Source organism: Streptomyces sp. Tu 3180, from assembly GCF_009852415.1.
Lineage (GTDB): Bacteria > Actinomycetota > Actinomycetes > Streptomycetales > Streptomycetaceae > Streptomyces.
Window position 1 is genome coordinate 3,630,611 of the sequence record NZ_WOXS01000002.1, and the last position, 25,179, is coordinate 3,655,789.

Consider the following 25,179-nt stretch of genomic DNA (forward strand, 5'->3'; position numbering starts at 1 on the left):
CGCCGCGGGGCGTCTACGCGAAGACCACCGTCACCGGCGCGTGGTCCGACCAGCGCTCGGCGTGCGTGGCCGCCCGCTCCACGTACGCCTTGACCGCGCGGTCCGCGAGCCCCGGGGTCGCCATCTGGTAGTCGATGCGCCAGCCGGTGTCGTTGTCGAAGGCCCGTCCCCGGTACGACCACCACGAGTACGGCCCGTCCACGTCCGGGTGCAGCTTCCGCACCACGTCGACGTACCCGCCGTCGGCCGGGTCGAGGACGCGCGACAGCCACTCCCGCTCCTCCGGCAGGAAGCCCGAACTCTTGGTGTTGCCGCGCCAGTTCTTCAGGTCGGCCTTCTCGTGCGCGATGTTCCAGTCGCCGCAGACGACGACCTCCCGCCCCTCCGCGTCGGCCCGCTCGCGCAGCCCCTTGAGGTGGGCCAGGAACTCGCCCATGAAGCGCGTCTTCTCGTCCTGCCGCTCCGTGCCGACCTCGCCGGAGGGCAGGTACAGGGACGCGACGGTGACGCCGGGCAGGTCCGCCTCCACGTACCGCCCGCTGTCGTCGAACTCGGCCGAGCCGAAGCCCACCCGGACGCGGTCGGGTTCACGCCGGGTGTACAGCGACACCCCCGCGCGCCCCTTCGCGGCGGCGGGCGCGTGGACCACGTGCCACCCCTCGGGCGCCCGGACCTGTTCGGACAGCTGCTGCGGCTCCGCCCGCACCTCCTGCAGACACAGCACATCGGCGGAGGTCCGCGCCAGCCACTCCACGAAGCCCTTCTTCGCGGCGGCGCGCAGTCCATTGACATTGACGGAGGTCACAGTGAGCACCAGGGCACGATACCGGCACACTGGACAAGGTCCAATTCCGGACCGAGATCATGCTCCCGATCACCCCTGGATCTGATTTACCGTGCTCAGCATGAACATCCGCCGGGTCCCCTACGACCACCCCGACGCCGTCAAGCTGGACGCCGAAGTCCAGGCCGAATACCACGTCCGCTACGGCGACGGTGGTGACGCCACCCCCATGGATCCGGCGGACTTCACGCCCCCGAACGGCATCTACCTGATCGCCTACGACGAGAACGACGTCCCCGTGGCCTCCGGCGGCTGGCGCGCCCAGGACGCCAACGGCGAGGGCAACCGCGACGGCGACGCCGAACTGAAGCGCATGTACGTGATCGAGCAGATGCGCGGCCGCGGCCTGGCCCGCCGCGTCCTGGCCGCCCTGGAGGAGGACGCCCGCGCCGCCGGCCGCGTCCGCATGGTCCTGGAGACCGGCACGAAGCAGCCCGAGGCCATCGCCCTCTACGTCTCCAGCGGTTACGAGCCGTGCGAGAAGTTCGGCTACTACCGCTTCCACGAGGAGAGCCGCTGCTACGCCAAGGCGCTGTAGGGAACCGCAGCGGCCGGCCGCTTCCCCGGCCACTCGTCCGCCGGGCGGGGTCCACGGGGACGCGGCCGGCCGTCGCCGTCACGGTCCCCCGCCGTGCCGTACGGCTCACCGGCTCCCGGCGCGGTCAGGCGGCGGCCGCGGGACTCCGGACTCCACACCTTCGTCGCCCAACCGGCCGCTTAAGTCGACCTTAAGCGGCCATTAAGCGATCAGCCGAAGACCTTAGGGCGTCAAATAACCGCAGGTCAGGGCCAGTTGGAACACAAACCGGGCAGTTGGTTGCACCGTCAACCGTCCGTAGCATCGGGGCTCCCCCCACGACCCACCCCCCACCCAGCCCCCCACGCAACTCCTCCACAGACAAGGTGTGTTCAGCCATGGCCGCTCACCGCGCACGCCGGTGGTCGCTCGGCGGGTTCGTCCTGCTGGTCTCCACCGCGGTCGCCGCCGCCTTCACCTTCCTCACCACGGGACCGTCCGCCGACCGGGCCGACGCCGCCACCACCGCCCTGACCTGGTCCGACGAGTTCAATGGCCCGGCCGGCAGCGCCCCGGACCCCGGCAAGTGGACGCTGGAGACCGGCGGCAGCGGCAACGGCAACCACGAGCTGCAGCACTACCGCAACAGCAGGGACAACGCCGCCCTCGACGGCAACGGCAATCTCGTCATCACCGCCCGCAAGAACACCGACACCGGGCTCCAGTGCTGGTACGGCACCTGCCAGTACACCTCCGCCCGTCTCAACACCGCCAAGACCTTCACCCAGGCCTACGGCCACTTCGAGGCCCGCATCAAGGTGCCCCGCGGTCAGGGCATGTGGCCCGCGTTCTGGATGCTCGGCAACGACCTGGGCAGCGTCGGCTGGCCCAACAGCGGCGAGATCGACATCATGGAGAACGTCGGCTACGAGCCCGGCGTCGTCCACGGCACCCTCCACGGCCCCGGCTACTCCGGCGGCGGCGGCATCGGCGCCGCGTACACGCTTCCGGGCGGCGCGTCCTTCGCCGACGACTTCCACGTCTTCGCGGTCGACTGGAGCCCCGAGAAGATCACCTGGTCCGTCGACGGACGGACCTACCAGACCCGCACCCCGGCCGACCTGGGCGGCAAGAAGTGGGTCTACGACCACCCGTTCTTCCTGATCCTCAACCTCGCCGTCGGCGGCGACTGGCCCGGCAGCCCGGACGCGAACACGCAGTTCCCGCAGACGATGACCGTGGACTACGTCCGCGTCTCGGCCTCCGGCGGCTCCACCGGCGACGGGGGTGCCGCGAAGACCGGCGCCATCAAGGGCATCGGCGGCATGTGCGTCGACGTCGCCGGAGCCTCGGCCGCGGACGGGACCCCGATCCAGCTCCACGACTGCACCGGCGTCGACGCGCAGAACTGGACCCTGGGCGGCGACGGCACCGTACGCGCCCTCGGCAAGTGCCTGGACGTGCGCGGCGGCTCCACCGCGGACGGGGCGGCCGTGCAGCTCTACACCTGCAACGGCACCAAGGCCCAGCAGTGGACCTACACCTCCGCCCGCGACCTGACCAACGTCGGTGCGGACAAGTGCCTGGACGCCAAGGGCAACTCCTCGGCCGACGGCACACCCCTGCAGACCTGGACGTGCACCGGCGCCGCCAACCAGAAGTGGACGGTCGGCTGACCCCTCCGCCCGCCGAGACCACGCCTCCCGGCTCGCCCCCCGAGCCCGGGAGGCGTTCCGCGTCCGTCCGGCCGCCGGAACCGGGCGCCGGTCGCAGCGACTCCCGGCCCCGGCCGAAGCGCTCGGCGTGAGCGGCGCGTTGGCACCGCGCCGGTCCGCCGCGGCCGGCCGTCGGCGGGGTGCGTCGACGGGACGCGTCGGCACGATGCGGAGCAGGTGCCGTACAACGTGTCGGAGCCCCGGTCGGTGATCACCGACCGGGGCTCCGAGCTGCGTGGACCTGAGGGGATTTGAACCCCTGGCCCCCTCGATGCGAACGAGGTGCGCTACCGGACTGCGCCACAGGCCCTTGCAACGAGTGAAACTTTAGCATCCCGATCGGGGTGCTCGGAAATCCGTTGCCGCTCGCCCCTCGCCCGCGGCTTCGGGGGCTACTCGTTGGCGGCCCGGGGGCGGTCCCCGTCCTCGTACTGGTCGAACAGCGGGGTGCGGCCGCGCTCCCGGGACCGCCGGGCCGACGCCGCCGCGGAGCTCCCTCCGCGCGAGCGCGTCCGCGCGGGGGGAGGGGCGCCGGTGCGCCCGTCCTCGTCCGTCCGCTCCCCGGCCTCGGCCGGGTCCGGGTCCGCCTCCTCCGCGGGGGCCGGCGCCTCCTCCGGCGGGACGGCGCTCGAGCGGGCCGAGCTCCAGGTGTCCGGTGCGCCGAGGTCCACGTCGCTGGTGGCGCGCGGCGCGACCGGGGCGGTCACGTACGTGGGCAGCGGCACCGGGACCGGGTCCCAGCTGTCGCCGCCCTGGCCGGGCCGCCGCTGCCGCTCGCGCTGCTGGTCCACCCACTCCGCGTGGTCGGTCTGCTCGACGAGCGCGCGCCGGTCCGCGGCGAGCGCGGACAGGCCGAGGTCGGGGTCGGGGGCGACCCCGGCTTCCGGTCCCTCCGGTTCGTCGGAGTCGGTGTCCTCGACGGCCGGGCGGCGGCGCGGCTGGCGCTCCCGCAGGCGCTGGGCGGCGATCTCGGCCTGTCGGCGGTCCATCTGGTACGCGAAGCGGCGGCGCTCCTGGGAGCGCAGGTACGCGATGTACGCGCTGAGCAGCACCGCGGGCACGCCGGGTGCCCACAGGAAGGCGAGTCCGCCGACCGCCGCGACGATCGCGCCGAGCGTGAAGGCGAGGAAGAGAAGCGTGGTGGTGCGCCGGCGGCGGGCGAGCACCTTCGAGCGCCGGGCGCGTGCCGCGGCGGCCTGCGCCGCGCGGGCCTCCTGTGCGCTCTGGGCGCGCTGGGCCTGCCGGGGCACGGATCCGCGCCGGGCGGCCGGGACGCGCACGCGCGCCGCGCCGGGCTCGGAACCGCCCTGGTCCGCCCCGTCCGCCCGGTCCGGCCCGTCCGCCTGATCCGCGTGTTCATGCGGCGGCCGGCCGGCCTGCTGCCCGGGGATCGGCTCCGGCCGCTCCCCGGGCGGCGACGGGGCGGGCACCTGCGTCTGCGGACGGGTCTGGGACACGGCGAAGGCCCGGACGTCCACCGAGTCGGTGACCGCGTCCGGGTCGTGGACGCTCTGCTCCCCCTCGTCGGCGGAGCGCGCCCGCAGGTCCTTGGCGTACCGGCGCTCCATGCCCGCCCGTCCGGACAGCAATCGGATGGCGGTGCTGAAGCGTTCCGTTGGACGGGCCTCGTTCAGCTCGTCCTGCCTACGGAGCCACATCGGCACCAAGTAGGCGGCCCAGGCCCCGACAATGACTGCGTAGATGAGGCCGCTGCTGCTCACGCCTCACACGGTAGAGGGGTTTGCACGGGGCCATCCGCCAATTGAGCCGGTGTGTCGCACGATCTGGCTGATATTTCGAACTTTTTTTGCGATCGATGCGATCAGCCGCCCACCAGACCCGGGAATTCCGCGACGGAAGGCGATCGTCCCTGCTCAATTTCGAACATATATTCAATTTCCGGGGTCGTGCGGTATTCAAGGGCCGCGGCGCTCGTTGCCGGGCAGCTCGTGCGCGGCGCGCTCCCGCCGGGAGCGTTCCCGGTGCCAGCGGCCGAGCAAACCATCGGGGACTTCCTCCGCCGTCAGCGCGAAGACGAGATGGTCGCGCCACGCCCCGTCGATGTGGAGATAGCGGGGGCGCAGTCCCTCCTCGCGGAATCCGAGTTTCTCCACGACCCGGCGGCTGGGCCCGTTCTCCGGGCGAATGCAGACCTCGATGCGGTGCAGTCCGACGGCGCGGAAACAGTGGTCCACGGCCATCGCGACGGCCGTCGGCACCACCCCGCGGCCGGCCACCGCCTCGTCCACCCAGTAGCCGACGTGCCCCGAGCACATCGAGCCCCAGGTGATCCCGGCGACCGTCAGCTGGCCGACGAGGCGTCCCTGGTACTCGATGACGAACGGCAGCATCCGGCCCGCGTTCGCCTCGGACCTGAGGTGGCGGACCATCTGACGGTAGGTCGGCCGGTGGGTGATCGGACCGGCGGGCGTGGGCGGCGGGATGGTCGCCTCCCACGGCCGCAGCCAGTCGCGGTTGCGCCGGTTGACCTCGCGCCAGGCCTTCTGGTCGCGCAGCTTTATCGGCCGGAGGACGATGTCGCCGTCCACCAGCTCGACGGGCCAGGAGGAGCGGTTCAGCTGGCACCCCCGCCACTGGCGTCCGGCCGGGGGTGGTCGCCGCCGCGCAGCTGGTCGACGGCGTGCTTCAGCAGCGGCTCCAGGACGGCCAGGCCGTCCTTCACCCCGCCGCTGGACCCGGGCAGGTTGACGATCAGCGTCCGGCCCGCGACCCCGGCGAGACCCCGGGAGAGGGCGGCCGTCGGCACCTTCTCGCGGCCGTGGGCCCGGATGGCCTCCGCGATGCCGGGCACCTCGTGGTCGATCACCCGCCGGGTGGCCTCGGGGGTGCGGTCGGTGGGCGAGACGCCGGTGCCGCCGGTGGTCACGACGACGTCGTACCCGGCCTCGGCGCCCGCGCGCAGGGCGGCCTCCACGGGATCGCCGTCGGGGACGACCTGCGGGCCGTCCACGGCGAAGCCGAGGCGCTCGAGGCCCTCGGCGACCAGTGGGCCGCCCTTGTCCTCGTAGACACCGGCGGCGGCCCGGTTGGAGGCGGTGACCACGAGCGCGCGGTACGGCGCGGGCGGCGCGCCGCCGGCTGACGTGTCGAGTGTCATGCCCGGCTCCAGTCGCCCGACTTGCCGCCCGTCTTCTCCTCCACCCGCACGTCCGTGATGACCGCCTCCTTGTCGACCGCCTTGACCATGTCGATCACGGTGAGCGCGGCGACGGACACCGCGGTGAGCGCCTCCATCTCGACGCCCGTGCGGTCCGTCGTCCGCACGGTCGCCGCGATCTCCACGGCGTCGTCCGCGACCGACAGGTCCAGTTTCACACCGGACAGCGCCAAGGGGTGGCACAGGGGGATGAGGTCGGGGGTCCGTTTGGCGCCCATGATGCCCGCGATCCGCGCGGTGGCGAGGGCGTCGCCCTTGGGGACGCCCCCGCCGCGCAGCAGCTCGACCACGCGGGGTGAGACGAGGACCCGGCCGGTGGCACGGGCGGTGCGCGCGGTCACGTCCTTGCCGGACACGTCGACCATGCGGGCGGCGCCCGCCTCGTCGAGGTGGGTGAGGTGGTCCTGCTGGTCCCGCGTGTCCTGCGTGCGGCCCTGCTCAGGGGATCCGGGGGTCTTCCCCCGGGACGGTACGGTCATGCTCGATCGGCGCTCCCGGTCCTGGCCCGTCGCGGTGCGGCGCACGGGCCTGCTGTGCGCGACACGGTACCGCCAACCGGGGGACTCAGCCGAGCAGGACCACCTCGACCCCGGTGCCCGGCGCGACGGACTCGGTGTCCTCGGGGACGACGATCAGCGCGTTCGCCCGGGCGAGGGCCGCCACGAGGTGGGATCCGGCGCCGCCGACCGGGGTCACCGCGCCGTCCGCGTACCGGCCGCGCAGGAACTGCCGGCGGCCCTTCGGCGAGGTCAGCGCCCCGTCCGCGGTGAGCGTCGCGCGGGTCCTCGGCCGGTGGACGTCCGTCAGGCCCATCAGGGTGCGGATGGCGGGGCGGACGAACAGCTCGAAGGAGACGTAGGAGGAGACCGGGTTGCCGGGCAGGGCCAGCAGCGGGGTGTGGTCGGGGCCGATGGAGCCGAAGCCCTGGGGCTTGCCCGGCTGCATCGCCAGCCTGCGGAACTCGATGCCGGCGCCCGGCTCGTCCTCGTCGCCCACGGACGACAGCGCCTCCTTGACGACGTCGTACGCCCCGACGCTCACGCCGCCCGTGGTGACCACCAGGTCGGCGCGCACCAGCTGGTCCTCGATGGTGTCCCGCAGGGTCGCGGCGTCGTCGGCGACGGCGCCCACCCGGTAGGCGATGGCGCCGGCGTCGCGGGCGGCGGCGGTGAGGGCGAAGCTGTTGGAGTCGTAGATCCGGCCGGGGCGCAGTTCCTCGCCGGGCTGGACGAGTTCGCTGCCGGTGGAGAGCACGACCACGCGCGGGCGCGGGCGCACCCGGACCGTGCCGCGGCCGATCGCGGCCAGCAGGGAGATCTGCGGCGGTCCGAGGACGGTGCCCGCCTCCAGGGCGCGGTCGCCGGCCCTGACGTCGCTGCCCTCGGCGCGCACGTGGGCGCGTGCCGGTGCCGGGCGGTGGACGCGCACCTGTCCGCCGGCGCCCTCGGGGGCGAGGCTGCGGGCGCGCATCCCGGTGGCCGGGCCCTCGCCGAGGCCGCCGTCGGTCCACTCCACGGGAACGACGGTCTCGGCGCCCGGCGGGAGCGGGGCGCCGGTCATGATGCGGGCGGCCTGGCCGGGGCCGACGTGGAGGAGGTCGGCCTGGCCGGCGGCGACGTCACCGACGACGTCGAGGACCGCCGGGTACTGCTCGCTCGCGCCCGCGACGTCCGCGACCCGTACCGCGTACCCGTCCATGGAGCTGTTGTCGAACGGCGGCAGGGACACCGGCACCGTGACGTCCTCGACCAGGACGCAGCCCTGGGCGTCGAGGAGGTTCAGCTCGATGGGGTCGAGGGGGCGGACGGTGGCGAGGATGTCGTCCAGGTGCTCGTCCACCGACCAGAGGTGGTCCGGGCCTGCGGTGCGGGGCGCGGCGGTGCTCAACGTTCCTGCATCTCCTCGGTGACGTAACGGCGGAGCCAGGCCCGGAAGTCCGGGCCCAGGTCCTCACGTTCGCACGCGAGCCGCACGATGGCACGCAGGTAGTCGCCGCGGTCGCCGGTGTCATAGCGGCGGCCCTTGAAGACGACGCCGTGCACCGGGCCGCCGATCTTCTCGTCGGCCGCGAGCTGCTGGAGGGCGTCGGTGAGCTGGATCTCGCCGCCGCGGCCCGGCTCGGTCCGCCGCAGCACGTCGAAGACGGCCGGGTCGAGGACGTAGCGGCCGATGATGGCGCAGTTGGAGGGGGCGTCGGCGGGGTCGGGCTTCTCGACCAGGCCGGAGACCCGCACGACGTCGGAGTCCTCGGTGGTCTCGACGGCGGCGGACCCGTAGAGGTGGATCTGCTCGGGGGCCACCTCCATGAGCGCGACGACGCTGCCGCCGTGCTGCTCCTGGACCTCGATCATGCGCCGGAGCAGGGGGTCGCGCGGGTCGATCAGGTCGTCGCCGAGGAGGACGGCGAAGGGCTCGTCGCCGACGTGCGGCGCGGCGCACAGGACGGCGTGGCCGAGGCCCCTGGGGTCGCCCTGGCGGACGTAGTGCATGGTGGCCAGGTCGCTGGATTCCTGCACCTTGGCGAGCCGGTCGGCGTCGCCCTTCTTCTCGAGGGCGGACTCCAGCTCGTAGTTGCGGTCGAAGTGGTCCTCCAGCGGGCGCTTGTTGCGGCCCGTCACCATGAGGACGTCGTCGAGACCGGAGGCGACCGCCTCTTCGACCACGTACTGGATCGCGGGCTTGTCGACGACCGGAAGCATCTCCTTGGGAGTGGCCTTGGTGGCCGGCAGGAACCGGGTGCCGAGGCCTGCTGCGGGGATGACAGCCTTGCTGATCCGAGGGTGCGACTGAATCATGCCCGCCACCCTATCCGGTGCCATTGTGTGGAATCTGTGGCTCCGATTATTTAAAGCTCATATGAGCATATTGGAACGGTGCGGGGACAATCTTGAAACACAACGAACGCGCGGACGAGCCTGACAAGCGTGTGTTGCGGCGGGAAATCCTCACGGTGAGGAACAAGTTGACGGCGGATGACGTGCGGGAGTCCACCGCCGCGCTGGCCCGGCGGGCGCTCGGGCTGCCCGAACTGACGCACGCGCGCACGGTGGCGGCCTACGTCTCCGTGGGGAGCGAGCCCGGCACGCTCGCGCTGCTGGACGCACTGCGCGCCCGGGGCGTGCGCGTGCTGCTGCCCGCCCTGCTGCCCGACAACGACCTGGACTGGGGCGCGTACGCCGGGCAGGGGTCCCTCGCGCGCGTCCGGCACGGCGGGCGGATGGCCCTCCTCGAGCCGGCCGGGGAGCGCCTCGGGCCGGACGCTGTGACCGGGGCGGACGCCGTCCTGCTGCCGGGCCTGGCCGTCGACGCGCGCGGGATGCGGCTGGGGCGCGGCGGAGGCTCCTACGACCGGGTCCTCGCCCGGCTGGAGCGCGCGGGCGCGCACCCGGCGCTGGTGGTGCTGCTGTACGACTCCGAGGTCGTCGAGCGCGTCCCCGCCGAGCCGCACGACCGGCCGGTGCACGCGGTGGTGACGCCGTCGGGGGTGCGGCGGTTCCGGTGAGGTCCTGACACGCGGAGGCGGCCACCACGCGCACGTGGTGACCGCCTCCGCCCGCCGGGTCGCCCGGGTCAGGGCTTGAGCACCAGGGTGTCCTCGGTGTTCTCCCCGACCGCCTTGTCCGAGAACGGCCACTCCAGCAGCTCGCCCTCGGCCCACTTCTCCGTCTGGTCGACGTAGTGGGCGTTGTAGGCGTGCCCGGAGGCGCCGGTGAGGTTGATCCACCGGGACTTGTCGAGGTCGCCGAGGTTGACCACCATCCGCATGGACGGCACCCACACGACCCCGTAGCCGCCGGCGGCGTTCCAGCCGGTCGCGTTGACCGTCGCCTCGCCGCCGCCGAGCTTCCACGGGCCGCGGTTGAGGGCGTACTGCAGGAAGCCGGGGCCCTCGGTGCCGAGCGTCTGGTTCTTCAGGAACAGGCGGTGCAGCCGGCCCCAGCTCCAGGAGTCGATGTCCTTGCCGAGCTGGGCGGTCAGCTCCCAGCGGGCGTCGATCATGGCGCGCTTGAACAGCTCGTCACGGTTGTCCGCGTCGGGGCGGGTGCCCGCCTTGGGGGCCTTCCACCAGTCGCTGTCCTCCTCGTCCATCAGGTTGCGGACCACCTCGAACCAGCGGTCGCCGCCGTCGGGCTGCGCCTGGTCGGCGTCGCGCTGGCCGCACTCGCGCACCTTGTCGGCCTCGTCCGCGGGCCCGGTGGTGTCGGCCGGCTCGACCCACAGGCACTGGCCCTTGGCCCGCAGCTCCTTGGGCAGCTTGTTGCCGAAGGCGAGCTTGAGGACGTTGCGCCAGACGGAGTTGAAGTAGGCGGCGGCCGCCGAGTCGGCGTCCTGGGTGTAGTCCCAGCCCTCCAGCAGCTTCTGCGCCTCGCGCACCTCCTTCTCACCGACGTCGATCTTGAGCAGCTCGGGCACCAGCAGCTTGGCGATGGAGCTGGAGTTGTCGAGCTGCATCTGGCGCATGTCGTCGGTGGAGATCTTGCCGCCGTCCTTGATCTTCGACTGGATCAGGTCGGTGATCCGCTGGCTGCGGGCGCCGTAACCCCAGTCGGTGGTCAGCGTGTAGGGGTAGTCCTCGCCGACGACGGCCTGGTTGGCGGTGACGATGTAGCCGCGCTCCGGGTCGTACTCGTAGGGCAGCGCGTCCTGGTCGACCCAGCCGGTCCACTCGTAGTCGGGGTCCCAGCCGGGGGCGGGGACGGAACCGTCGTGGTTCTCCGCGCGGGTGGGGATCTTCCCGGGCAGCGTGTAGCCGATGTGGCCCTCGGTGTCCGCGTAGACCAGGTTCTGCGAGGGCACCTCGAACAGGGCGGCCGCCTCGCGGAAGTCGTTCCAGTTCTTCGCGCGGTTCATGGCGAAGACGGAGTCCATGGTGCGGCCCGGGTCCAGCGCGGTCCAGCGCAGCGCGACTCCGTAGCCGTCGCCCCGGTCGGGGGCGGCGCTGTCGACGGTGGCCTTCTTGCCGGTCCTGACGAGTTCGTCGGAACGGTCGGAGAGCAGGGGGCCGTTGTTGGTCTCCCGCACGACGATCTTCTGCGCCTCGCCGCCGGCGACCTCGATGGTCTCCTCGCGCGTCTCGAACGGCACCACCTTGCCGCCGTACTGGTAGCCGTCGCCGGTGATCTTCTCCAGGTAGAGGTCGGTGACGTCGACGCCGGAGTTGGTCAGGCCCCAGGCGATGTCCTGGTTGTGGCCGATTATCACGCCGGGCAGGCCGGCGAAGGTGTAGCCGGCGACGTCGTACCGGCACTCGGCGGAGACGCTGCGGCAGTGCAGGCCCATCTGGTACCAGACGGACGGCAGCGAGGCCGACAGGTGCGGGTCGTTGGCGAGCAGCGGCTCGCCGGTGATGGTGTGCTCGCCGGCGACCACCCAGGAGTTGGAGCCGATGCCGTCGCCGTTGACGCCGACGGCGGTGGGGAGGTCCTGCAGGACCTCCTGGAGACCGGTCAGCTGGCTCTCCAGGGCGGAACCGCCGGTGCCGGTGTCCGTGCCGGTGCCCGTGCCGGTACCGGTGCCGGTCCCCGTGCCGGCCCCTGTGCCCGTGCCCGTCCCCGTGCCGGTACCGGTTCCCGCGCCCGTGCCGGTACCGGTTCCCGTGCCCGTGCCCGTGCCGCTCGTGTTCTCACCCTGCTCGTAGGCCCCGGTGAGCTCGTTGAACCGGCCCTCCTGGATCACCGGCTTGTTCCGGCCGTACGGGTACTCCGGGTACAGGTCGGCGATCTGCTGCGGGCCGAGGCGGCTGGTCATCAGGGCCCGGTCGATCTCGTCCTGCATGTTGCCGCGCAGGTCCCAGGCCATCGCCTTCAGCCAGGCCACCGAGTCGACCGGGGTCCACGGCTCGGGCGCGTAGTCGTTGGTGAGGCCCAGCGCCGCGTACTCCAGGGAGATCTCCTTGCCCTCCTTGCCCTCCAGATAGGCGTTGACCCCCTTGGCGTACGCCTGGAGGTGCTTCTTCGTGGAGGGGGAGAGCTTCTTCTCGTACTCCTCCTTCGCGACCCGGTCCCAGCCCAGGGTGCGCAGGAACTCGTCGTTGTCGACCTGGCTCTTGCCGAACATCTCCGACAGGCGCCCGGCGGTCATGTGCCGGCGCACGTCCATCTCGTAGAACCGGTCCTGCGCCTGGACGTACCCCTGCGCCATGAACAGGTCCTCCTCGGAGGAGGCGTAGATCTGCGGGATGCCGTGACCGTCGCGTTTGACGTCGACGGTTCCCGACAGTCCCTGGAGCTTGATCGAACCCGTGGTCTGCGGGAAGGAGGCGCGCACGGTGCTGACGGACCAGTACGCCCCGTAGGCGACACCGCCGATCAGTGCCAGCACCAGGACGAGCACGATCAGACGGGCTTTGCGCCCCTTCTTCCTGCCGGACTTGCCGGCCTGCTGACCCGTGGAGGCGGTGGTGTCGGTGGGCATCGCTGTCCTTGCTGTCCTAACGCGAGCGGCAGGTCGGGCTGTGCTTTTAACTGAGCGCTGGAGCAACGATAGGCGCAGGGCCCCGCGGCCCTTGACGCGGAGTCGGGAACCAGCCCGGACGGACGTTCGATCTTGCCCCGGCAAGCGTCAAGAACGCGTCAAGAGTTAGGTAAGGTAACGAAGTAGTTTGCCGCGGAAGCGGTGGATCTCGGGCGATGTACGTGAGCTCACGCGCGGACGCGCATGGGTCAGGGAAGGGAACGGCCGCTGACTGTCCACCACCTCAACCAGCTCCTGCTCGTCTGCTCGATCGTCCTGCTCGTCGCCGTCGCAGCGGTCCGGATCTCCTCGCGCAGCGGGCTCCCCAGCCTGCTCGTCTACCTGGGCATCGGCATCGCCATGGGCCAGGACGGCATCGGTGGCATCCACTTCGACAACGCCGAGCTGACCCAGGTCATCGGCTACGCGGCCCTGGTCGTGATCCTGGCCGAGGGTGGTCTGGGCACCAAGTGGAGCGAGATCAGACCGGCCCTGCCCGCCGCCTCCGCGCTCGCGCTGGCCGGCGTCGCGGTGAGCGTCGGGGTCACGGCGTCGGCCGCGCACTTCCTGGTGGGGCTGGAATGGCGGCAGGCGCTCATCATCGGCGCGGTGGTGTCCTCGACCGACGCGGCGGCCGTGTTCTCGGTGCTGCGGAGGATCCCCCTCCCCTCGCGCGTGACGGGCACGCTGGAGGCCGAGTCCGGCTTCAACGACGCCCCGGTCGTCATCCTGGTCGTCGCCTTCTCCACGGCCGGTCCGGTCGAGCACTGGTACGTGCTGATCGGCGAGATAGTGCTGGAGCTGGCCATCGGTGCCGCCATCGGGCTCGCGGTGGGCTGGCTGGGCGCCTGGGCGCTGCGGCACGTGGCGCTGCCCGCCTCCGGCCTCTACCCGATCGCCGTCATGGCCATCGCGGTCGCCGCCTACGCGGCGGGCGCCATCGCCCACGGCAGCGGCTTCCTCGCCGTCTACCTCGCCTCGATGGTGCTGGGCAACGCCAAGCTGCCGCACTGGCCCGCCACGCGCGGCTTCGCCGAGGGGCTCGGCTGGCTCGCCCAGATCGGCATGTTCGTCCTGCTCGGCCTGCTGGTCACCCCGCACGAGCTGGGCGACGACATCGTGCCGGCACTGGTCATCGGGCTGGCGCTCACCATGGTGGCCCGCCCGCTGAGCGTCGTGCTGTGCCTGCTGCCGTTCCGGGTGCCCTGGCAGGAGCAGACGCTGATGTCGTGGGCGGGGCTGCGCGGCGCCGTGCCCATCATCCTGGCGACGATCCCGATGGTGGAGGGCGTCGAGTCGAGCGAGAAGATCTTCAACATCGTCTTCGTCCTGGTCGTCGTCTACACCCTCATCCAGGGCCCGACGCTGCCCTGGCTGGCCCGCACGCTGCACCTGGGCAGGGGCTCCGAGGCCGCCGACCTCGGCATCGAGTCGGCGCCCCTGGAGCGGCTGCGCGGGCACCTGCTGTCGGTCGTCATCCCGGACGGCTCGAGGATGCACGGCGTGGAGATCGCCGAGCTGCGGCTGCCCGCCGGGGCCGCCGTCACCCTCGTGGTGCGCGGGGGCGAGTCGTTCGTCCCGCTGCCCACGACGGTGCTGCGGCGCGGGGACGAACTGCTCGTCGTCGCCACCGACCCGGTGCGGGACGCCGCCGAACGGCGCCTGCGCGCGGTGGGCCGCGGCGGCAAGCTGGCCGGCTGGCTGGGCACCGACGCGTCACAGGACGGGGACTGACATGGTGCTCTTCTTCACAGGCACCCGCGCCGCTGATCCCTGTACGATGCAGGCGACCCCCAGATGACCTGATCGAACCAACTCTGCCTGACGCAGAGCTGGCGCGACCGTATGGCGGCCGGAACGCCCTGAGCTGTGGCACCGGTATCTACCGCAGTCAGCGCAAGAGGACAGCTCTCGGCGCGCCCGCCCGACCCGCGCGGGCCGCGCTACCAGGCGGCGGAAAGGCACGGGCCGTGGCATCCACGGTCACCACGTCGAAGGACTCGGCGGCCACCTCCCGCCCGGGATACGGACAGCTGCTGCGCACGCGCGGCGCCTGGACCTTCCTTCTCCCCGGCTTCGCGGCGCGCCAGCCGTTCGCGATGCTCACCCTCTCCATCGTGCTGCTGGTGCAGCACACCACCGGCTCCTACGGCGCGGCCGGCGCCGTCGCGGCCGTCACCGGCGTCTCCATGGCGCTGTTCGCCCCCTACAGCGGCCGCCTGGCCGACCGCCACGGGCAGCGCGCGGTCCTCGTGCCCGGTGTCCTGGTGCACACCCTGTCCGCGCTGGCCCTGACCGCGCTGGCCCTGGGCGACGCCCCCCTGTGGGCGCTGTTCGCCGCCGCCGTGCCCACGGGCGCCTCGGTGCCGCAGATCGGGCCCATGGTGCGCGCCCGCTGGGGCGCGAAGCTCAAGGACTCCCCGCTGATGACCACGGCGGCGGCCTTCGAGTCCGTCACCGACGAGTTCACCTTCGTCGTCGGGCCGCTGCTGGCCACGGCCCTGTGCACGGCCGTCGACCCGGCCGCGGGCCTCGTCACCGAGGCCGCGCTGACCCTCGTGGGCGGCCTGCTGTTCGCCGCCCGGCGGAGCACGCAGCCGACGGTCGCGGCCGACGGCGGGCACGCGCGCGTGCGGCACGCCTCCGCGTTGCGCGTCCCCGGAGTGCGCGTGCTGATCGTGGCCTTCCTGGGCATCGGTTCCGTCTTCGGCGGCATGCAGGTCTCGCTGGCCGCGTTCACCGAGTCGATCGGCGAGCCCGGCCTGAACGGCGTCCTGTACGGCGTCTTCGCCGCGGGCAACATGCTCTCCGGCATCGCCTGCGGGGCCATCGCCTGGAAGACCGCCCCGCAGCGGCGCCTGGTCGTCGGGTACGCGGCGCTCGCGCTGACCGCCTCGGCCCTGTGGACCGCCCAGTCGGCGCCGCTGCTGGCCGGGCTCGGCCTCCTGGTCGGCATGTGCATCGCGCCGGCCCTGATCACCGGCTACACGCTGGTGGAGGACCTGGTCCCGGCCGGTGCCCGCACCGAGGCCTTCACCTGGCTGACCGGCGCGGTCGCGCTCGGCCAGGCCGCCGCCGTCACGATCGCCGGACAGCTGGAGGACCGCCTGTGGGGCGGCGCCGGTTTCCTGGTGCCGATGGGCGGCACGGTGCTCGCCCTCGCGACCCTGCTGGCGCTCCGGTCACGGCTGGCGCCGGCCCCGCGCGGACGCACCGTCGCGCGTGGCGTGGGTCACCGCTCCCCCGTCGCAGTGGACTGAACGCGGGGAATAGGCCACTATGGATCGTCGTTAGCACTCATCGAGTGAGAGTGCCAGGAGGAAGACAGTGCCCACCTACCAGTACCAGTGCACCGAGTGCGGCGAGGGCCTCGAGGCGGTGCAGAAGTTCACCGACGACGCTCTGACCGAGTGCCCCAGCTGCCAGGGCCGCCTGAAGAAGGTGTTCTCCGCGGTCGGCATCGTCTTCAAGGGCTCCGGCTTCTACCGCAACGACAGCCGCGGCTCCTCGTCGAGCAGCTCCCCGGCGTCGTCGAAGTCGTCGAGCTCCTCGTCGTCGACGTCGTCGTCCTCCTCCTCGGACTCCGGCTCGAGCACCGGCTCGTCGGCCGGCGCCACCACCGCCGCGTAGCACCGCGTTCCCGCGGGACCCCGTCGTCGTGCGACGACGGGGTCCTCGGCGTTCCCGGGTGCGGTTAGGGTGCGGAGCATGGCGAACATGGCGACGGCCGAGATCGGCGTGATCGGCGGCTCCGGCTTCTACTCCTTCCTCGACGACGTGACCGAGGTCCAGGTGGACACCCCGTACGGGGCGCCCAGCGACTCCCTCTTCCTCGGCGAGGTGGCCGGCCGGCGGGTCGCCTTCCTCCCCCGGCACGGACGCGGCCACCATCTGCCGCCGCACCGGATCAACTACCGGGCCAACCTGTGGGCGCTCAGGTCGGTCGGTGCGCGCCAGGTGCTCGGGCCGTGCGCGGTGGGCGGTCTGCGCCCCGAGTACGGGCCGGGCACGCTGCTGGTGCCGGACCAGCTCGTGGACCGCACGAAGTCCCGGGTGAACACCTACTTCGACGGACTGCCGCTGCCCGACGGCACGGTGCCCAACGTGGTCCACGTGTCCCTGGCCGACCCCTACTGCCCCGCCGGGCGGGCGGCCGCGCTGAAGGCGGCGCGCGGCCGGGACTGGGAGCCGGTGGACGGCGGCACGCTGGTCGTGGTGGAGGGGCCGCGCTTCTCCACCCGTGCCGAATCGTTGTGGCACCGGGCGCAGGGCTGGTCGGTGGTGGGCATGACCGGCCATCCCGAGGCGGCGCTCGCCCGTGAGCTGGAGCTCTGCTACACCTCCCTGACCCTGGTCACCGACCTCGACGCCGGCGCCGAGACCGGTGAGGGCGTCTCCCACGACGAGGTGCTGCGGGTGTTCGCCGCCAACGTGGACCGGCTGCGGGGCGTGCTCTTCGACGCGGTGGCCGCGCTGCCGGCGACGGGCGAGCGGGACTGCCTGTGCGCGTCGGCGCTGGGCGGGATGAATCCGGGCTTCGCGCTGCCGTAGGGGGCGGGGGCTCGGGACGGCGGAGGCCCGGGACGGCCAGGGGGCTCGGGACGGCGGGGGCGCGGGGCGGAGCCTCTCCTTCGGGTGAGGGGGATGTCCACAGACCGGTCGTGCGTCCACAGGGCCCGGCGGGGTGCGGCGCGAAGTCCCATCGTGGGGACCGCAAGCCGGTCCCTCGTCCCAGGTGGTGGTCCCGTGTCCCCCCGTCCGTCCCCGTTCCCCTCCTCCCGGTTCCCCTCCCCCTCCCCCTCCTCTTTCTCTCGCTCCTCCGCGGTGCCGCGCCCCTCCGGCGCCGGCGCCCCTCCCGGCACCGGCGTCCCTCCCCGCTGCGAGGTGCCGCACTTCGCCCCCGTGCGGGTGCGCGGCGGCCTGCTGCACCCGGGCCGGCTCGCCCGGCACCGGAGGCGGGCCGTGGCGGCCGGCCTCGCGGTCACGGCGGCGGCGCTCGTGGCGGCGGGCCCGCGGGACGCCGACCGGTCCCGTGGGCATCCCGGCGGGTCCGCGTCCGCCCGCGCCGCCTCGGCCGCCCTCGGAGACCGTCCGGTACGGCCGCGGCGGGCGGGGGAGACGGTCACGGCACCGGTGCGGATCGCCGACGCGGCCGCGGTACGGCTGCTGCGGCCGGGCGACCGGGTGGACGTGATCGCCGCCGAGGAGACCGTGTCCGGCGGCGAGGCCCGCGTGGTCGCGCGCGGGGCGCGGGTGACCGAGGTGCCGGAACCGCTGGAGGGCGCGGGCGACGGCGGGGCCCTGGTGGTGCTGTCGGTGCCGCGCTCCACCGCGGCCGGGCTGGCCGGCGCGAGCGCCACGGCGCGGCTGGCGGTGACCCTGTGGTGAGCCGTGCCCCCTCGAACCCCGTCCGCGCGTCCGGCCCTTCCCCCGGGCGACCGCGCCGGACGGGCCGACCCGGCTGGACAGGCCGCCCCGGCGTCGGCGTAGGTTGCGGAGCGTTTTGTTCCGCGCGCTGCGCACGTGAGACACGTGAGATGGGGACCCGAGGTGAGCGAGAAGAAGGAATCCGGCGTCTGGCAGGGCTTCAAGGCCTTCCTGATGCGCGGGAACGTCGTCGACCTGGCCGTGGCGGTGGTGATCGGCGCGGCCTTCACCAACATCGTCAACTCGGTCGTGAAGGGTGTGATCAATCCGCTGGTCGGCGCGTTCGGCACCAAGAACCTGGACAGCTACAGCTCGTGCCTGAAGGGCCCCTGCGAGGGCACCGGCGACGCCGCGACGGGCGTGCGGATCCTGTGGGGTTCCGTCCTCGGCGCGACGCTGCAGTTCGTGATCACCGCGGCGGTCGTCTACTTCCTGATGGTCCTTCCCATGGCCAGGTACCTGGCCCGGCTGGAGGCCCGCAGGAAGGCGAAGGAGGGCACGCAGGAGATCATCGAGGTGACCGAGCTGGAGGTGCTCAAGGAGATCCGCGACGCCCTCGTCGCGCAGCGCGGCCCCGGCCACGGCGAGCGGTAGGGCCGGTCCTGGGGACCCGGGCGGCGACCCGCCGGCGGGCGGACCGGACGGCGGATCAGATGTGGTGGGGCGGCTTCTCGTCGAGGAAGCGCTTCAGATCGGCCGCGCCGTCACCGGAGGGGCGCTCGCCCCATCCGCGGTCGGTGTCGTCCGGGGACTGCTGGTCCAGCGGGTCGTCGAAGACCAGCGCGGGCTTCGGCTCGCGCGGCCGGGGATCGGGGGCGGTGCTCATACGTCCAGGGTACGGCCCCGGTGAACTCGCCCCCGGCCGGTGACCGGAGGGGCCTCGGCACGGCGATCCGCACGATCGCGTCCCCGTGAGCGGGCGAGACTGGTCCCATGACAGCTGACGCTCTGACGGATGTGGCCGGCCTGCGCGTGGGGCACGCGACGCGCACCGGCGGCGGCTGGCTCACCGGCACCACGGTCGTGCTCGCGCCGGAGGGCGGGGCGGTGGCCGCGGTGGACGTGCGCGGCGGCGGCCCCGGCACGAAGGAGACCGACGCGCTCGATCCGCGCAACCTCGTGCGGAAGGTCGAGGCGATCGTGCTGACCGGGGGCAGCGCCTACGGGCTCGACGCGGCGTCCGGGGTGATGGCCTGGCTGGAGGAGCGGGGACGCGGGGTGCGCGTCGGGCCGGATCCCGCGCACGTGGTGCCGGTCGTACCGGCCGCCTGCGTCTTCGACCTGGGCCGGGGCGGCGACTTCCGGGCCCGGCCGGACGCGGCCACCGGCCGGGCCGCGGTCGAGGCCGCGGCGGCGGGCGAACCGGGGGCGCGGGTGCCGCAGGGGTGCGTGGGCGCCGGTGCGGGGGCCACGGTCGGTCCGGTGAAGGGCGGGGTCGGCACCGCGAGCACGGTGCTGGGATCCGGGATCACCGTGGCCGCGCTGGTGGTGGCCAACGCGGCCGGTTCGGCGGTGGATCCGGAAACGGGGGTGCTGTACGGGGAGTTGTTCCAGGGCCGGGTGCGCCCTCCGCGGGCGCGGGTGCACGAGGCCGCGCTGCGGCGGCTCGCGGAGCTGTCCGAGCGGAACGCACCGCCCCCGCTCAACACCACGCTCGCGGTGGTCGCGACCGACGCGGACCTGTCCAAGGCGCAGGCGCAGAAGCTGGCCGGCACCGCGCACGACGGCATCGCGCGAGCCGTACGCCCGGTGCACCTGCTCAACGACGGCGACACGGTGTTCGCCCTCGCCACCGGGGAGCACCCGCTCGACGCGGCGGACCCCCTCGCCCTGAACGGCGTCCTCGCGGCGGGCGCGGACCTGGTGACCCGCGCGATCGTACGGGCGGTGCGCGCCGCCGAGTCGGTGGACGGGCCGGGCGGAGTGTGGCCGTCGTACGGGGAGTTGTACGGCGACGGGTGACGGCCGGGGCGCGGGAGCGGGCCCTCCGGCCCGCGACGAACGGGCGATTGTCCCGGTTCTGTCACCGTGAAGCCGTTCACGGGAGCCGGTGGAACCCGGGCGGGTGCCGGTCCCCTCTTCCTTCACGCAAGAGGAACGGACCACCCACATCACTCGAACCTGGAGCAGCCCGTGACAACGCCGGACATTGCAGCGCGGCGCGCACTGGTGGCCTGTGCCGCCCTGATGGTCGGCACCTTCACCCTCACCGCGTGCAGCGGCAGCGCGAACGCCGACGGGAAGGACGACGGCAGGGGCGGCAAGGACTCCGCGAAGACGTCCGTCGCGGAGATAGCCATCTCGGCGAAGGACGGCTCGACCGGCGCGTCCATCAACACCACCGGAGTGAAGGTCAGCGACGGCCGGCTGACGGAGGTGAAGATGACGGTGGCGGGGACGGGAGAGGCGGTCCCCGGTGCGGTCTCCGCCGACGGACGCGCCTGGAAGCCGAAGGAGCAGCTGGAGCGCGGGACGAAGTACCGGATATCGGCGACCGCGAAGGACGGCAACGGCCTCACCGCGGCGTCCCATTCCACCTTCACCACCGTCACCCCGGCGAACAGCTTCATCGGCACCTACACACCGGACGACGGCACCACGGTCGGGGTGGGGATGCCGGTGTCGTTCACCTTCGACAAGGCCATCACCGACAAGAAGGCCGTGCAGTCGCACATCTCCGTCACCTCCAGCAGCGGGCAGGAGGTGGTCGGGCACTGGTTCGGCGCGCAGCGGCTGGACTTCCGCCCCCAGGAGTACTGGAAGGCCGGCTCCAAGGTCACGATGAAGATCGACCTGGACGGCGTCGAGGGCGCGAACGGCGTCCACGGGGTGCAGAAGAAGACGGTCACCTTCACCGTCGGGCGTTCGCAGGTGTCCACGGTCGACGTCGGCACCCAGACCATGACGGTCGTGCGGGACGGGAAGACGGTCAAGTCCGTCCCGATCTCGGCGGGCGACGCGCGGCACACCACGTACAACGGGCAGATGGTGATCTCCGAGAAGTTCACCCAGACCCGGATGAACAGCCAATCGGTCGGGCTGGGCTCCGAGTACGACATCCCGGACGTGCCCAACGCGATGCGGCTGACCAGGTCCGGCACCTTCATCCACGGCAACTACTGGTACAACAAGGCCAATCCGCCGTTCGGCCGGCAGGGCACCAGCCACGGCTGCGTCGGCCTGCAGGACGTGCGGGGCGCCCAGGGGGACACGCCCGGCAAGTGGTTCTTCGACAACTCCATGCTCGGGGACGTCGTGGTCGTGAAGAACTCCCCCGACACCACGGTGGCGCCGGACAACGGCCTCAACGGCTGGAACATGGAGTGGAGCCGGTGGGTGGCGGGCAGCGCCGTCTGAGCGTTCGGCGCCGGTGCACCGGCCGCACGGGATGTTCGAGGGCCTGCCTCGGGCCGCGTGGGAATTTCTCACGCGGCCCGCTCGTTTTGCCTCCGTACGTTTTCTCGGTTCCCGGACATGATGTCCGACCGAGGGGCTACGGTATGCACCCACAAGGTGACATGCAGCAACGCCGGGAGAAACCTTGAGCGTTCCGTACGAGACGGCAGCGCACGAACCACCCGACTCGCCCGAGTCTCCTGAGGAGCACCTCGCGCGACTCCTCGGCCGTGCCCTGAACTCCTTCGAGCTGCCGGACGAGACGATGCGGCGACTGGACTGCGCGCTCGCGCACGACGGTTCGCTGCACTCCGCGCACCACAGCGCGGGCCTGCACCGGGAGACGTACCGGCACACCTGGCTGCTCGCCGACGGCTCCGCGCTCACACTCTGGGAGCTCGTCCACAACACCGCGCCGGGCAGCGAGCCGCAGCACGAGCTGTACGTCGACGAGGAGGAGCTGCACACCGCCACCTCCCGGCTGCCGCTGCCGCCGGACACCCCGGACTTCGAGCTGCCGGTGACGGTGCAGCTCCCCCCGGTGCCCGCGCCCCGGCACGCGTACGTCCCCGACGACTCGGCGGACCACGCGCGCCGCTTACTGCGGCGCGCGGAGAACACCGACCGGCCGGGCCCGGAGACCGCCGAACTGCTGTCCACGGCGATCGCGTACCAGATCACGCAGGCCTTCGGCCGCCCCTCCCGGGCGGGACGCTCGGGGCTGTGCTTCTCGCTCTACGAGCACGCGTTCCTGCTGCGTGACGGCAGGGAGATCTCCCTGTGGGAGGTCGAGCACACGGCCACGCCCGACGGACGGCACATGTGCGAGGTGTACGTCGACGAGGACGCGGCCCGGGAGGCGATGGAGCGGCGGGCGGCGCAGGTCCCCTGACGTCACGGGCCCACGGGCCCACGGCCCCGTGGGCTCACGGACTCACGGCCCCGTGGGCTCACGGTCTCACGAACGAACACACGAGCTCACGAACGCAGGGGCTCACGAGCCCACGGATTCACGAGCCCACGGGTTCACGGGCGGTGGCACTCAGCCGCCCTCACCGAAGCGCCGCACCAGCACCGCGAACGCGTCGCGCTCCGCCGGAGTGAGCTGTACCGCCTCCGCGCGCGGACCCGTCTGCCGCTGCCTCGGCACCGCCGCGGTCACCGGACCCTTCGTGCTCGTCGCGCTCCCGTGCCGCCGGACGGCCTCGGCGCGCCCGCACTCCCGCATCCGCCGCCCGCCCCCGAGCCCGCGCCGCAGCGCCTCCGCCAGGCCCGCCACGCAGACCACGGCCACCAGGGTGAGGGCGGCGGCGCCCGTCATCCTCAGGATCGTGTCGTGCTCAGACATGCGCCCCAGTACACACCACGGTCCGGGGGCGCACCCCCGGACCGTGACAAGAGTGATCTATATCGCAGTCAGCGCGAACCGCCCACACTTCTCCAAAGGGACAGGCCCGACGCCCTCGCCGGCCGGTGCTACGCGGCCACCGGCTGCTTGGCCTGCGCCGGCGAGGCCGGCGCGCTCTCGCCGGGACCGGTCGTGCCCGCTCCCGCGGCCGGCTTGCGCAGGCTCTTCAGGACGACCACCAGGGCCGTCGTGACACAGACGCCCGCGGCGATGGCGATCAGGTAGAGGAACGGGTTGCCGATCAGCGGGACCACGAAGACGCCGCCGTGCGGGGCGCGCAGCGTGGCGCCGAAGGCCATGGACAGGGCGCCGGTGACCGCGCCGCCCGCCATCGAGGCGGGGATCACGCGCAGCGGGTCGGCGGCGGCGAACGGGATCGCGCCCTCGGAGATGAAGGAGGCGCCCAGCACCCAGGCGGCCTTGCCGTTCTCCCGCTCGGTCCGGTCGAAGAGCTTGCCGCGGACCGTGGTGGCCAGCGCCATCGCCAGCGGCGGGACCATGCCGGCGGCCATCACCGCGGCCATGATCTTCATCGCGGAGTCGCCGGGGCTCGCGACGGCGATGCCGGCCGTGGCGAAGGTGTAGGCGACCTTGTTGACGGGACCGCCGAGGTCGAAGCACATCATCAGGCCGAGCAGGGCGCCGAGGAGGACGGCGTTGGTGCCGGTGAGGCCGTTCAGCCAGTCGGTCATGCCCTTCTGCGCCTCGGCGATGGGCTTGCCGATGACCACGAACATCAGGAAGCCGACGACCGCCGAGGAGATCAGCGGGATCACCACCACCGGCATGATGCCGCGCAGCGCCGCGGGGATGCGCACCCTCTGGATCGCGAGCACCACACCACCGGCGATCAGGCCGGCCGCGAGGCCGCCGAGGAAGCCGGCGCTGATGGTGAGCGAGATCGCGCCGCCGACGAAGCCGGGTACGAGACCGGGCCGGTCGGCCATGCCGTAGGCGATGTAGCCGGCCAGGACCGGGACGAGGAAGTTGAAGGCGACGCCGCCGATCTGGAAGAGCAGGGCGCCCCAGCTGTCGGCCTGGGTCCACACGAAGTGGTCCATGACCGACGGCGCCTTGTTGATCTCGTAACCGCCGATCGCGAAGCCGAGGGCGATGAGGAGACCGCCCGCCGCGACGAACGGGACCATGTAGCTGACGCCGGACATGAGCCACGTGCGCAGCCTGGTGCCGTAGCCCTCGCCGGATCCGCCGGTGCGCTCCACGGGCGTGCCGCCGGACGAGGCGGAGCCGTCGGGCGCGGCGGACGCGGTGGTCTCGCCGCGCCCGGCCCTGCCGCGGACCTCGGTGATCAGTTCCGCGGGGCGGTTGATGGCCGCCTTGACGCCGGTGTCGACGGTCGGCTTGCCCGCGAAACGGTCCTTCTCCCGTACGGGCACGTCGTGGGCGAGGATCACGCCGTCCGCCGCCGCGATCACGGCCGGGTCGAGCCGGGTGAACCCGGCCGATCCCTGCGTCTCGACGACGACCTCGACGCCCGCCTCCCGTCCGGCGTTCTCCAGGGATTCGGCCGCCATGTAGGTGTGGGCGATACCGGTGGGGCAGGAGGTGACGGCGACGATCCGGAACGGGCGGTCCGCGCCGGCCCCGGTGTCGCCGGTGCCCGTGGCGGTGCCGGCGGAGGCCGCCGCCGGCACCGCCACGGAGTCTGCGGGGCCGGAGTCGGTACCGGCACCTGTTCCGGAGCCGGTCCCGGTCTCCGCCGGTGCCGTCGCCGCTCCCTCGGTGGTGCTCGCGCCGGCCGTGGGCGGCTCGTCCCCGCGGATGAGCGCCGCCGCGGCCGACGCGTCGTCCGCCGACCTGAGCGCGTCGGTGAACTCGGCGTTCATCAGCTGCCGGGCCAGCGACGACAGGATCGTCAGATGGGCGTCGTCGGCACCGGCCGGCGCGGCGATGAGGAAGATCAGGTCGGCGGGGCCGTCCGCCGCGCCGAAGTCGATCCCGGCGGCGCTGCGCCCGAAGGCGAGCGTCGGCTCGGTGACGTGCTCGCTGCGGCAGTGCGGGATGCCGATGCCTCCGTCGAGGCCGGTCGGCATCTGGGCCTCGCGGGCGGCGACGTCGGCGAGGAAGCCCTCCAGGTCGGTCACCCGGCCCAGGGCCGCCATGCGTGCGGCGAGGGCGCGCGCCGCCGCTTCCTTGGTGTCGGCGGACAGGTCGAGGTCGACCAGGTCCGCGGTGATCATTTCGCTCATCGCGGGCTCCTTCGCACGCGTATCGCCCGTG

23 protein-coding genes and 1 tRNA gene are annotated in these 25,179 nt (G+C 72.8%); 12 read left to right on the forward strand and 12 right to left on the reverse strand.

Annotation, left to right across the window (positions count from 1 at the left end; translation table 11 throughout):
• Positions 1-13 precede the first annotated feature (13 nt).
• Entirely contained in the window at positions 14-814 is an 801-nt protein-coding gene (locus GL259_RS17085; protein ID WP_166461513.1) for an exodeoxyribonuclease III, read from the reverse strand.
• 91 nt (positions 815-905) lie between these two features.
• Here GL259_RS17085 and GL259_RS17090 point away from each other — a divergent pair, with 91 nt between their 5' ends.
• Both GL259_RS17090 and GL259_RS17095 read left to right on the forward strand, forming a co-directional pair.
• On the forward strand, positions 906-1,382 hold the full coding sequence (locus GL259_RS17090) for a GNAT family N-acetyltransferase (RefSeq protein WP_159533722.1): 477 nt from the start codon (positions 906-908) through the stop codon (positions 1,380-1,382).
• Between the two features lie 377 nt (positions 1,383-1,759).
• Positions 1,760-3,037: a glycoside hydrolase family 16 protein gene (locus GL259_RS17095; RefSeq protein ID WP_159533724.1), complete on the forward strand. Its 1,278-nt coding sequence runs from the start codon at positions 1,760-1,762 to the stop codon at positions 3,035-3,037.
• 275 nt (positions 3,038-3,312) lie between these two features.
• Here GL259_RS17095 and GL259_RS17100 read toward each other — a convergent pair.
• The 7 genes from GL259_RS17100 to galU form a co-directional block, all read right to left on the reverse strand.
• Positions 3,313-3,386 (reverse strand) — tRNA-Ala (locus GL259_RS17100).
• An 82-nt stretch (positions 3,387-3,468) separates the two neighbouring features.
• Complete coding sequence (gene glpR / locus GL259_RS17105; protein WP_159533726.1) at positions 3,469-4,797, reverse strand: gephyrin-like molybdotransferase receptor GlpR; 1,329 nt, start codon at positions 4,795-4,797, stop codon at positions 3,469-3,471.
• Positions 4,798-4,992: 195 nt separating this feature from the next.
• Positions 4,993-5,625: a GNAT family protein gene (locus GL259_RS17110; protein WP_243762316.1), complete on the reverse strand. Its 633-nt coding sequence runs from the start codon at positions 5,623-5,625 to the stop codon at positions 4,993-4,995.
• A gap of 26 nt (positions 5,626-5,651) precedes the next feature.
• The gene (locus GL259_RS17115; RefSeq protein WP_159533728.1) at positions 5,652-6,194 is read right to left on the reverse strand and encodes a MogA/MoaB family molybdenum cofactor biosynthesis protein; all 543 of its coding nucleotides are present in this window, start codon (positions 6,192-6,194) and stop codon (positions 5,652-5,654) included.
• Complete coding sequence (gene moaC / locus GL259_RS17120; protein WP_159533730.1) at positions 6,191-6,733, reverse strand: cyclic pyranopterin monophosphate synthase MoaC; 543 nt, start codon at positions 6,731-6,733, stop codon at positions 6,191-6,193. The genes GL259_RS17115 and moaC overlap by 4 nt, the downstream gene beginning before the upstream one ends.
• Positions 6,734-6,818: 85 nt before the next feature.
• Positions 6,819-8,141: a gephyrin-like molybdotransferase Glp gene (glp, locus tag GL259_RS17125; protein WP_159533732.1), complete on the reverse strand. Its 1,323-nt coding sequence runs from the start codon at positions 8,139-8,141 to the stop codon at positions 6,819-6,821.
• Entirely contained in the window at positions 8,138-9,049 is a 912-nt protein-coding gene (galU, locus tag GL259_RS17130) for a UTP--glucose-1-phosphate uridylyltransferase GalU (protein ID WP_159533734.1), read from the reverse strand. The genes glp and galU overlap by 4 nt, the downstream gene beginning before the upstream one ends.
• Before the next feature lie 92 nt (positions 9,050-9,141).
• Here galU and GL259_RS17135 point away from each other — a divergent pair, with 92 nt between their 5' ends.
• A complete protein-coding gene (locus GL259_RS17135; protein WP_159533736.1) occupies positions 9,142-9,756 on the forward strand; it encodes a 5-formyltetrahydrofolate cyclo-ligase in 615 nt (204 codons plus the stop codon).
• A gap of 68 nt (positions 9,757-9,824) precedes the next feature.
• Here GL259_RS17135 and GL259_RS17140 read toward each other — a convergent pair whose 3' ends face one another.
• On the reverse strand, positions 9,825-12,668 hold the full coding sequence (locus GL259_RS17140) for a penicillin acylase family protein (protein WP_159533738.1): 2,844 nt from the start codon (positions 12,666-12,668) through the stop codon (positions 9,825-9,827).
• Between the two features lie 243 nt (positions 12,669-12,911).
• On the opposite strand from GL259_RS17140, the gene GL259_RS17145 reads away from it, so the two are divergent.
• The 6 genes from GL259_RS17145 (at position 12,912) to mscL (ending at position 18,728) form a co-directional block, all read left to right on the forward strand.
• Positions 12,912-14,441 carry a potassium/proton antiporter gene (locus GL259_RS17145; protein ID WP_159533740.1) on the forward strand — a complete coding sequence of 510 codons (1,530 nt, stop codon included), beginning with the start codon at positions 12,912-12,914 and terminating at the stop codon, positions 14,439-14,441.
• A gap of 236 nt (positions 14,442-14,677) precedes the next feature.
• Positions 14,678-15,967, forward strand: coding sequence for an MFS transporter (locus GL259_RS17150; protein ID WP_159533742.1), 1,290 nt, complete (start codon positions 14,678-14,680; stop codon positions 15,965-15,967).
• A gap of 67 nt (positions 15,968-16,034) precedes the next feature.
• Positions 16,035-16,337 (forward strand): FmdB family zinc ribbon protein, encoded by a 303-nt coding sequence (locus GL259_RS17155; protein WP_159533744.1) that lies wholly within the window; start codon positions 16,035-16,037, stop codon positions 16,335-16,337.
• Positions 16,338-16,415: 78 nt separating this feature from the next.
• Complete coding sequence (locus tag GL259_RS17160) at positions 16,416-17,258, forward strand: S-methyl-5'-thioadenosine phosphorylase (protein WP_159533746.1); 843 nt, start codon at positions 16,416-16,418, stop codon at positions 17,256-17,258.
• Between the two features lie 273 nt (positions 17,259-17,531).
• On the forward strand, positions 17,532-18,095 hold the full coding sequence (locus GL259_RS17165; RefSeq protein WP_159533748.1) for a hypothetical protein: 564 nt from the start codon (positions 17,532-17,534) through the stop codon (positions 18,093-18,095).
• Between the two features lie 162 nt (positions 18,096-18,257).
• Positions 18,258-18,728 carry a large conductance mechanosensitive channel protein MscL gene (mscL, locus tag GL259_RS17170; RefSeq protein ID WP_159533750.1) on the forward strand — a complete coding sequence of 157 codons (471 nt, stop codon included), beginning with the start codon at positions 18,258-18,260 and terminating at the stop codon, positions 18,726-18,728.
• A gap of 55 nt (positions 18,729-18,783) precedes the next feature.
• Here the strand turns inward: mscL and GL259_RS17175 are convergent, their stop codons facing one another.
• The gene (locus GL259_RS17175) at positions 18,784-18,960 is read right to left on the reverse strand and encodes a hypothetical protein (RefSeq protein WP_159533752.1); all 177 of its coding nucleotides are present in this window, start codon (positions 18,958-18,960) and stop codon (positions 18,784-18,786) included.
• A gap of 107 nt (positions 18,961-19,067) precedes the next feature.
• On the opposite strand from GL259_RS17175, the gene GL259_RS17180 reads away from it, so the two are divergent.
• The 3 genes from GL259_RS17180 (at position 19,068) to GL259_RS17190 (ending at position 22,422) form a co-directional block, all read left to right on the forward strand.
• Positions 19,068-20,096: a P1 family peptidase gene (locus tag GL259_RS17180; RefSeq protein ID WP_159533754.1), complete on the forward strand. Its 1,029-nt coding sequence runs from the start codon at positions 19,068-19,070 to the stop codon at positions 20,094-20,096.
• 171 nt (positions 20,097-20,267) lie between these two features.
• The gene (locus tag GL259_RS17185; RefSeq protein WP_159533756.1) at positions 20,268-21,491 is read left to right on the forward strand and encodes an Ig-like domain-containing protein; all 1,224 of its coding nucleotides are present in this window, start codon (positions 20,268-20,270) and stop codon (positions 21,489-21,491) included.
• Between the two features lie 184 nt (positions 21,492-21,675).
• A complete protein-coding gene (locus GL259_RS17190; protein WP_159533758.1) occupies positions 21,676-22,422 on the forward strand; it encodes a DUF6227 family protein in 747 nt (248 codons plus the stop codon).
• Positions 22,423-22,572: 150 nt separating this feature from the next.
• Here the strand turns inward: GL259_RS17190 and GL259_RS17195 are convergent, their stop codons facing one another.
• Both GL259_RS17195 and GL259_RS17200 read right to left on the reverse strand, forming a co-directional pair.
• On the reverse strand, positions 22,573-22,878 hold the full coding sequence (locus GL259_RS17195; protein ID WP_159533760.1) for a hypothetical protein: 306 nt from the start codon (positions 22,876-22,878) through the stop codon (positions 22,573-22,575).
• Positions 22,879-23,006: 128 nt separating this feature from the next.
• Positions 23,007-25,148 (reverse strand): fructose-specific PTS transporter subunit EIIC, encoded by a 2,142-nt coding sequence (locus tag GL259_RS17200; RefSeq protein ID WP_159533762.1) that lies wholly within the window; start codon positions 25,146-25,148, stop codon positions 23,007-23,009.
• Between the last annotated feature and the right edge of the window lie 31 nt (positions 25,149-25,179).

What these genes read in the sequence shown, in the direction of transcription:
- GL259_RS17090 (WP_159533722.1), top strand. Translation starts at nt 906, where the DNA reads ATGAACATCCGCCGGGTCCCCTACGACCACCCCGACGCCGTCAAGCTG.
- GL259_RS17095 (WP_159533724.1), top strand. Translation starts at nt 1,760, where the DNA reads ATGGCCGCTCACCGCGCACGCCGGTGGTCGCTCGGCGGGTTCGTCCTG.
- GL259_RS17115 (WP_159533728.1), bottom strand. Translation starts at nt 6,194, where the DNA reads ATGACACTCGACACGTCAGCCGGCGGCGCGCCGCCCGCGCCGTACCGC.
- moaC (WP_159533730.1), bottom strand. Translation starts at nt 6,733, where the DNA reads ATGACCGTACCGTCCCGGGGGAAGACCCCCGGATCCCCTGAGCAGGGC.
- galU (WP_159533734.1), bottom strand. Translation starts at nt 9,049, where the DNA reads ATGATTCAGTCGCACCCTCGGATCAGCAAGGCTGTCATCCCCGCAGCA.
- GL259_RS17140 (WP_159533738.1), bottom strand. Translation starts at nt 12,668, where the DNA reads ATGCCCACCGACACCACCGCCTCCACGGGTCAGCAGGCCGGCAAGTCC.
- GL259_RS17145 (WP_159533740.1), top strand. Translation starts at nt 12,912, where the DNA reads ATGGGTCAGGGAAGGGAACGGCCGCTGACTGTCCACCACCTCAACCAG.
- GL259_RS17160 (WP_159533746.1), top strand. Translation starts at nt 16,416, where the DNA reads ATGGCGAACATGGCGACGGCCGAGATCGGCGTGATCGGCGGCTCCGGC.
- GL259_RS17175 (WP_159533752.1), bottom strand. Translation starts at nt 18,960, where the DNA reads ATGAGCACCGCCCCCGATCCCCGGCCGCGCGAGCCGAAGCCCGCGCTG.
- GL259_RS17180 (WP_159533754.1), top strand. Translation starts at nt 19,068, where the DNA reads ATGACAGCTGACGCTCTGACGGATGTGGCCGGCCTGCGCGTGGGGCAC.
- GL259_RS17195 (WP_159533760.1), bottom strand. Translation starts at nt 22,878, where the DNA reads ATGTCTGAGCACGACACGATCCTGAGGATGACGGGCGCCGCCGCCCTC.
- GL259_RS17200 (WP_159533762.1), bottom strand. Translation starts at nt 25,148, where the DNA reads ATGAGCGAAATGATCACCGCGGACCTGGTCGACCTCGACCTGTCCGCC.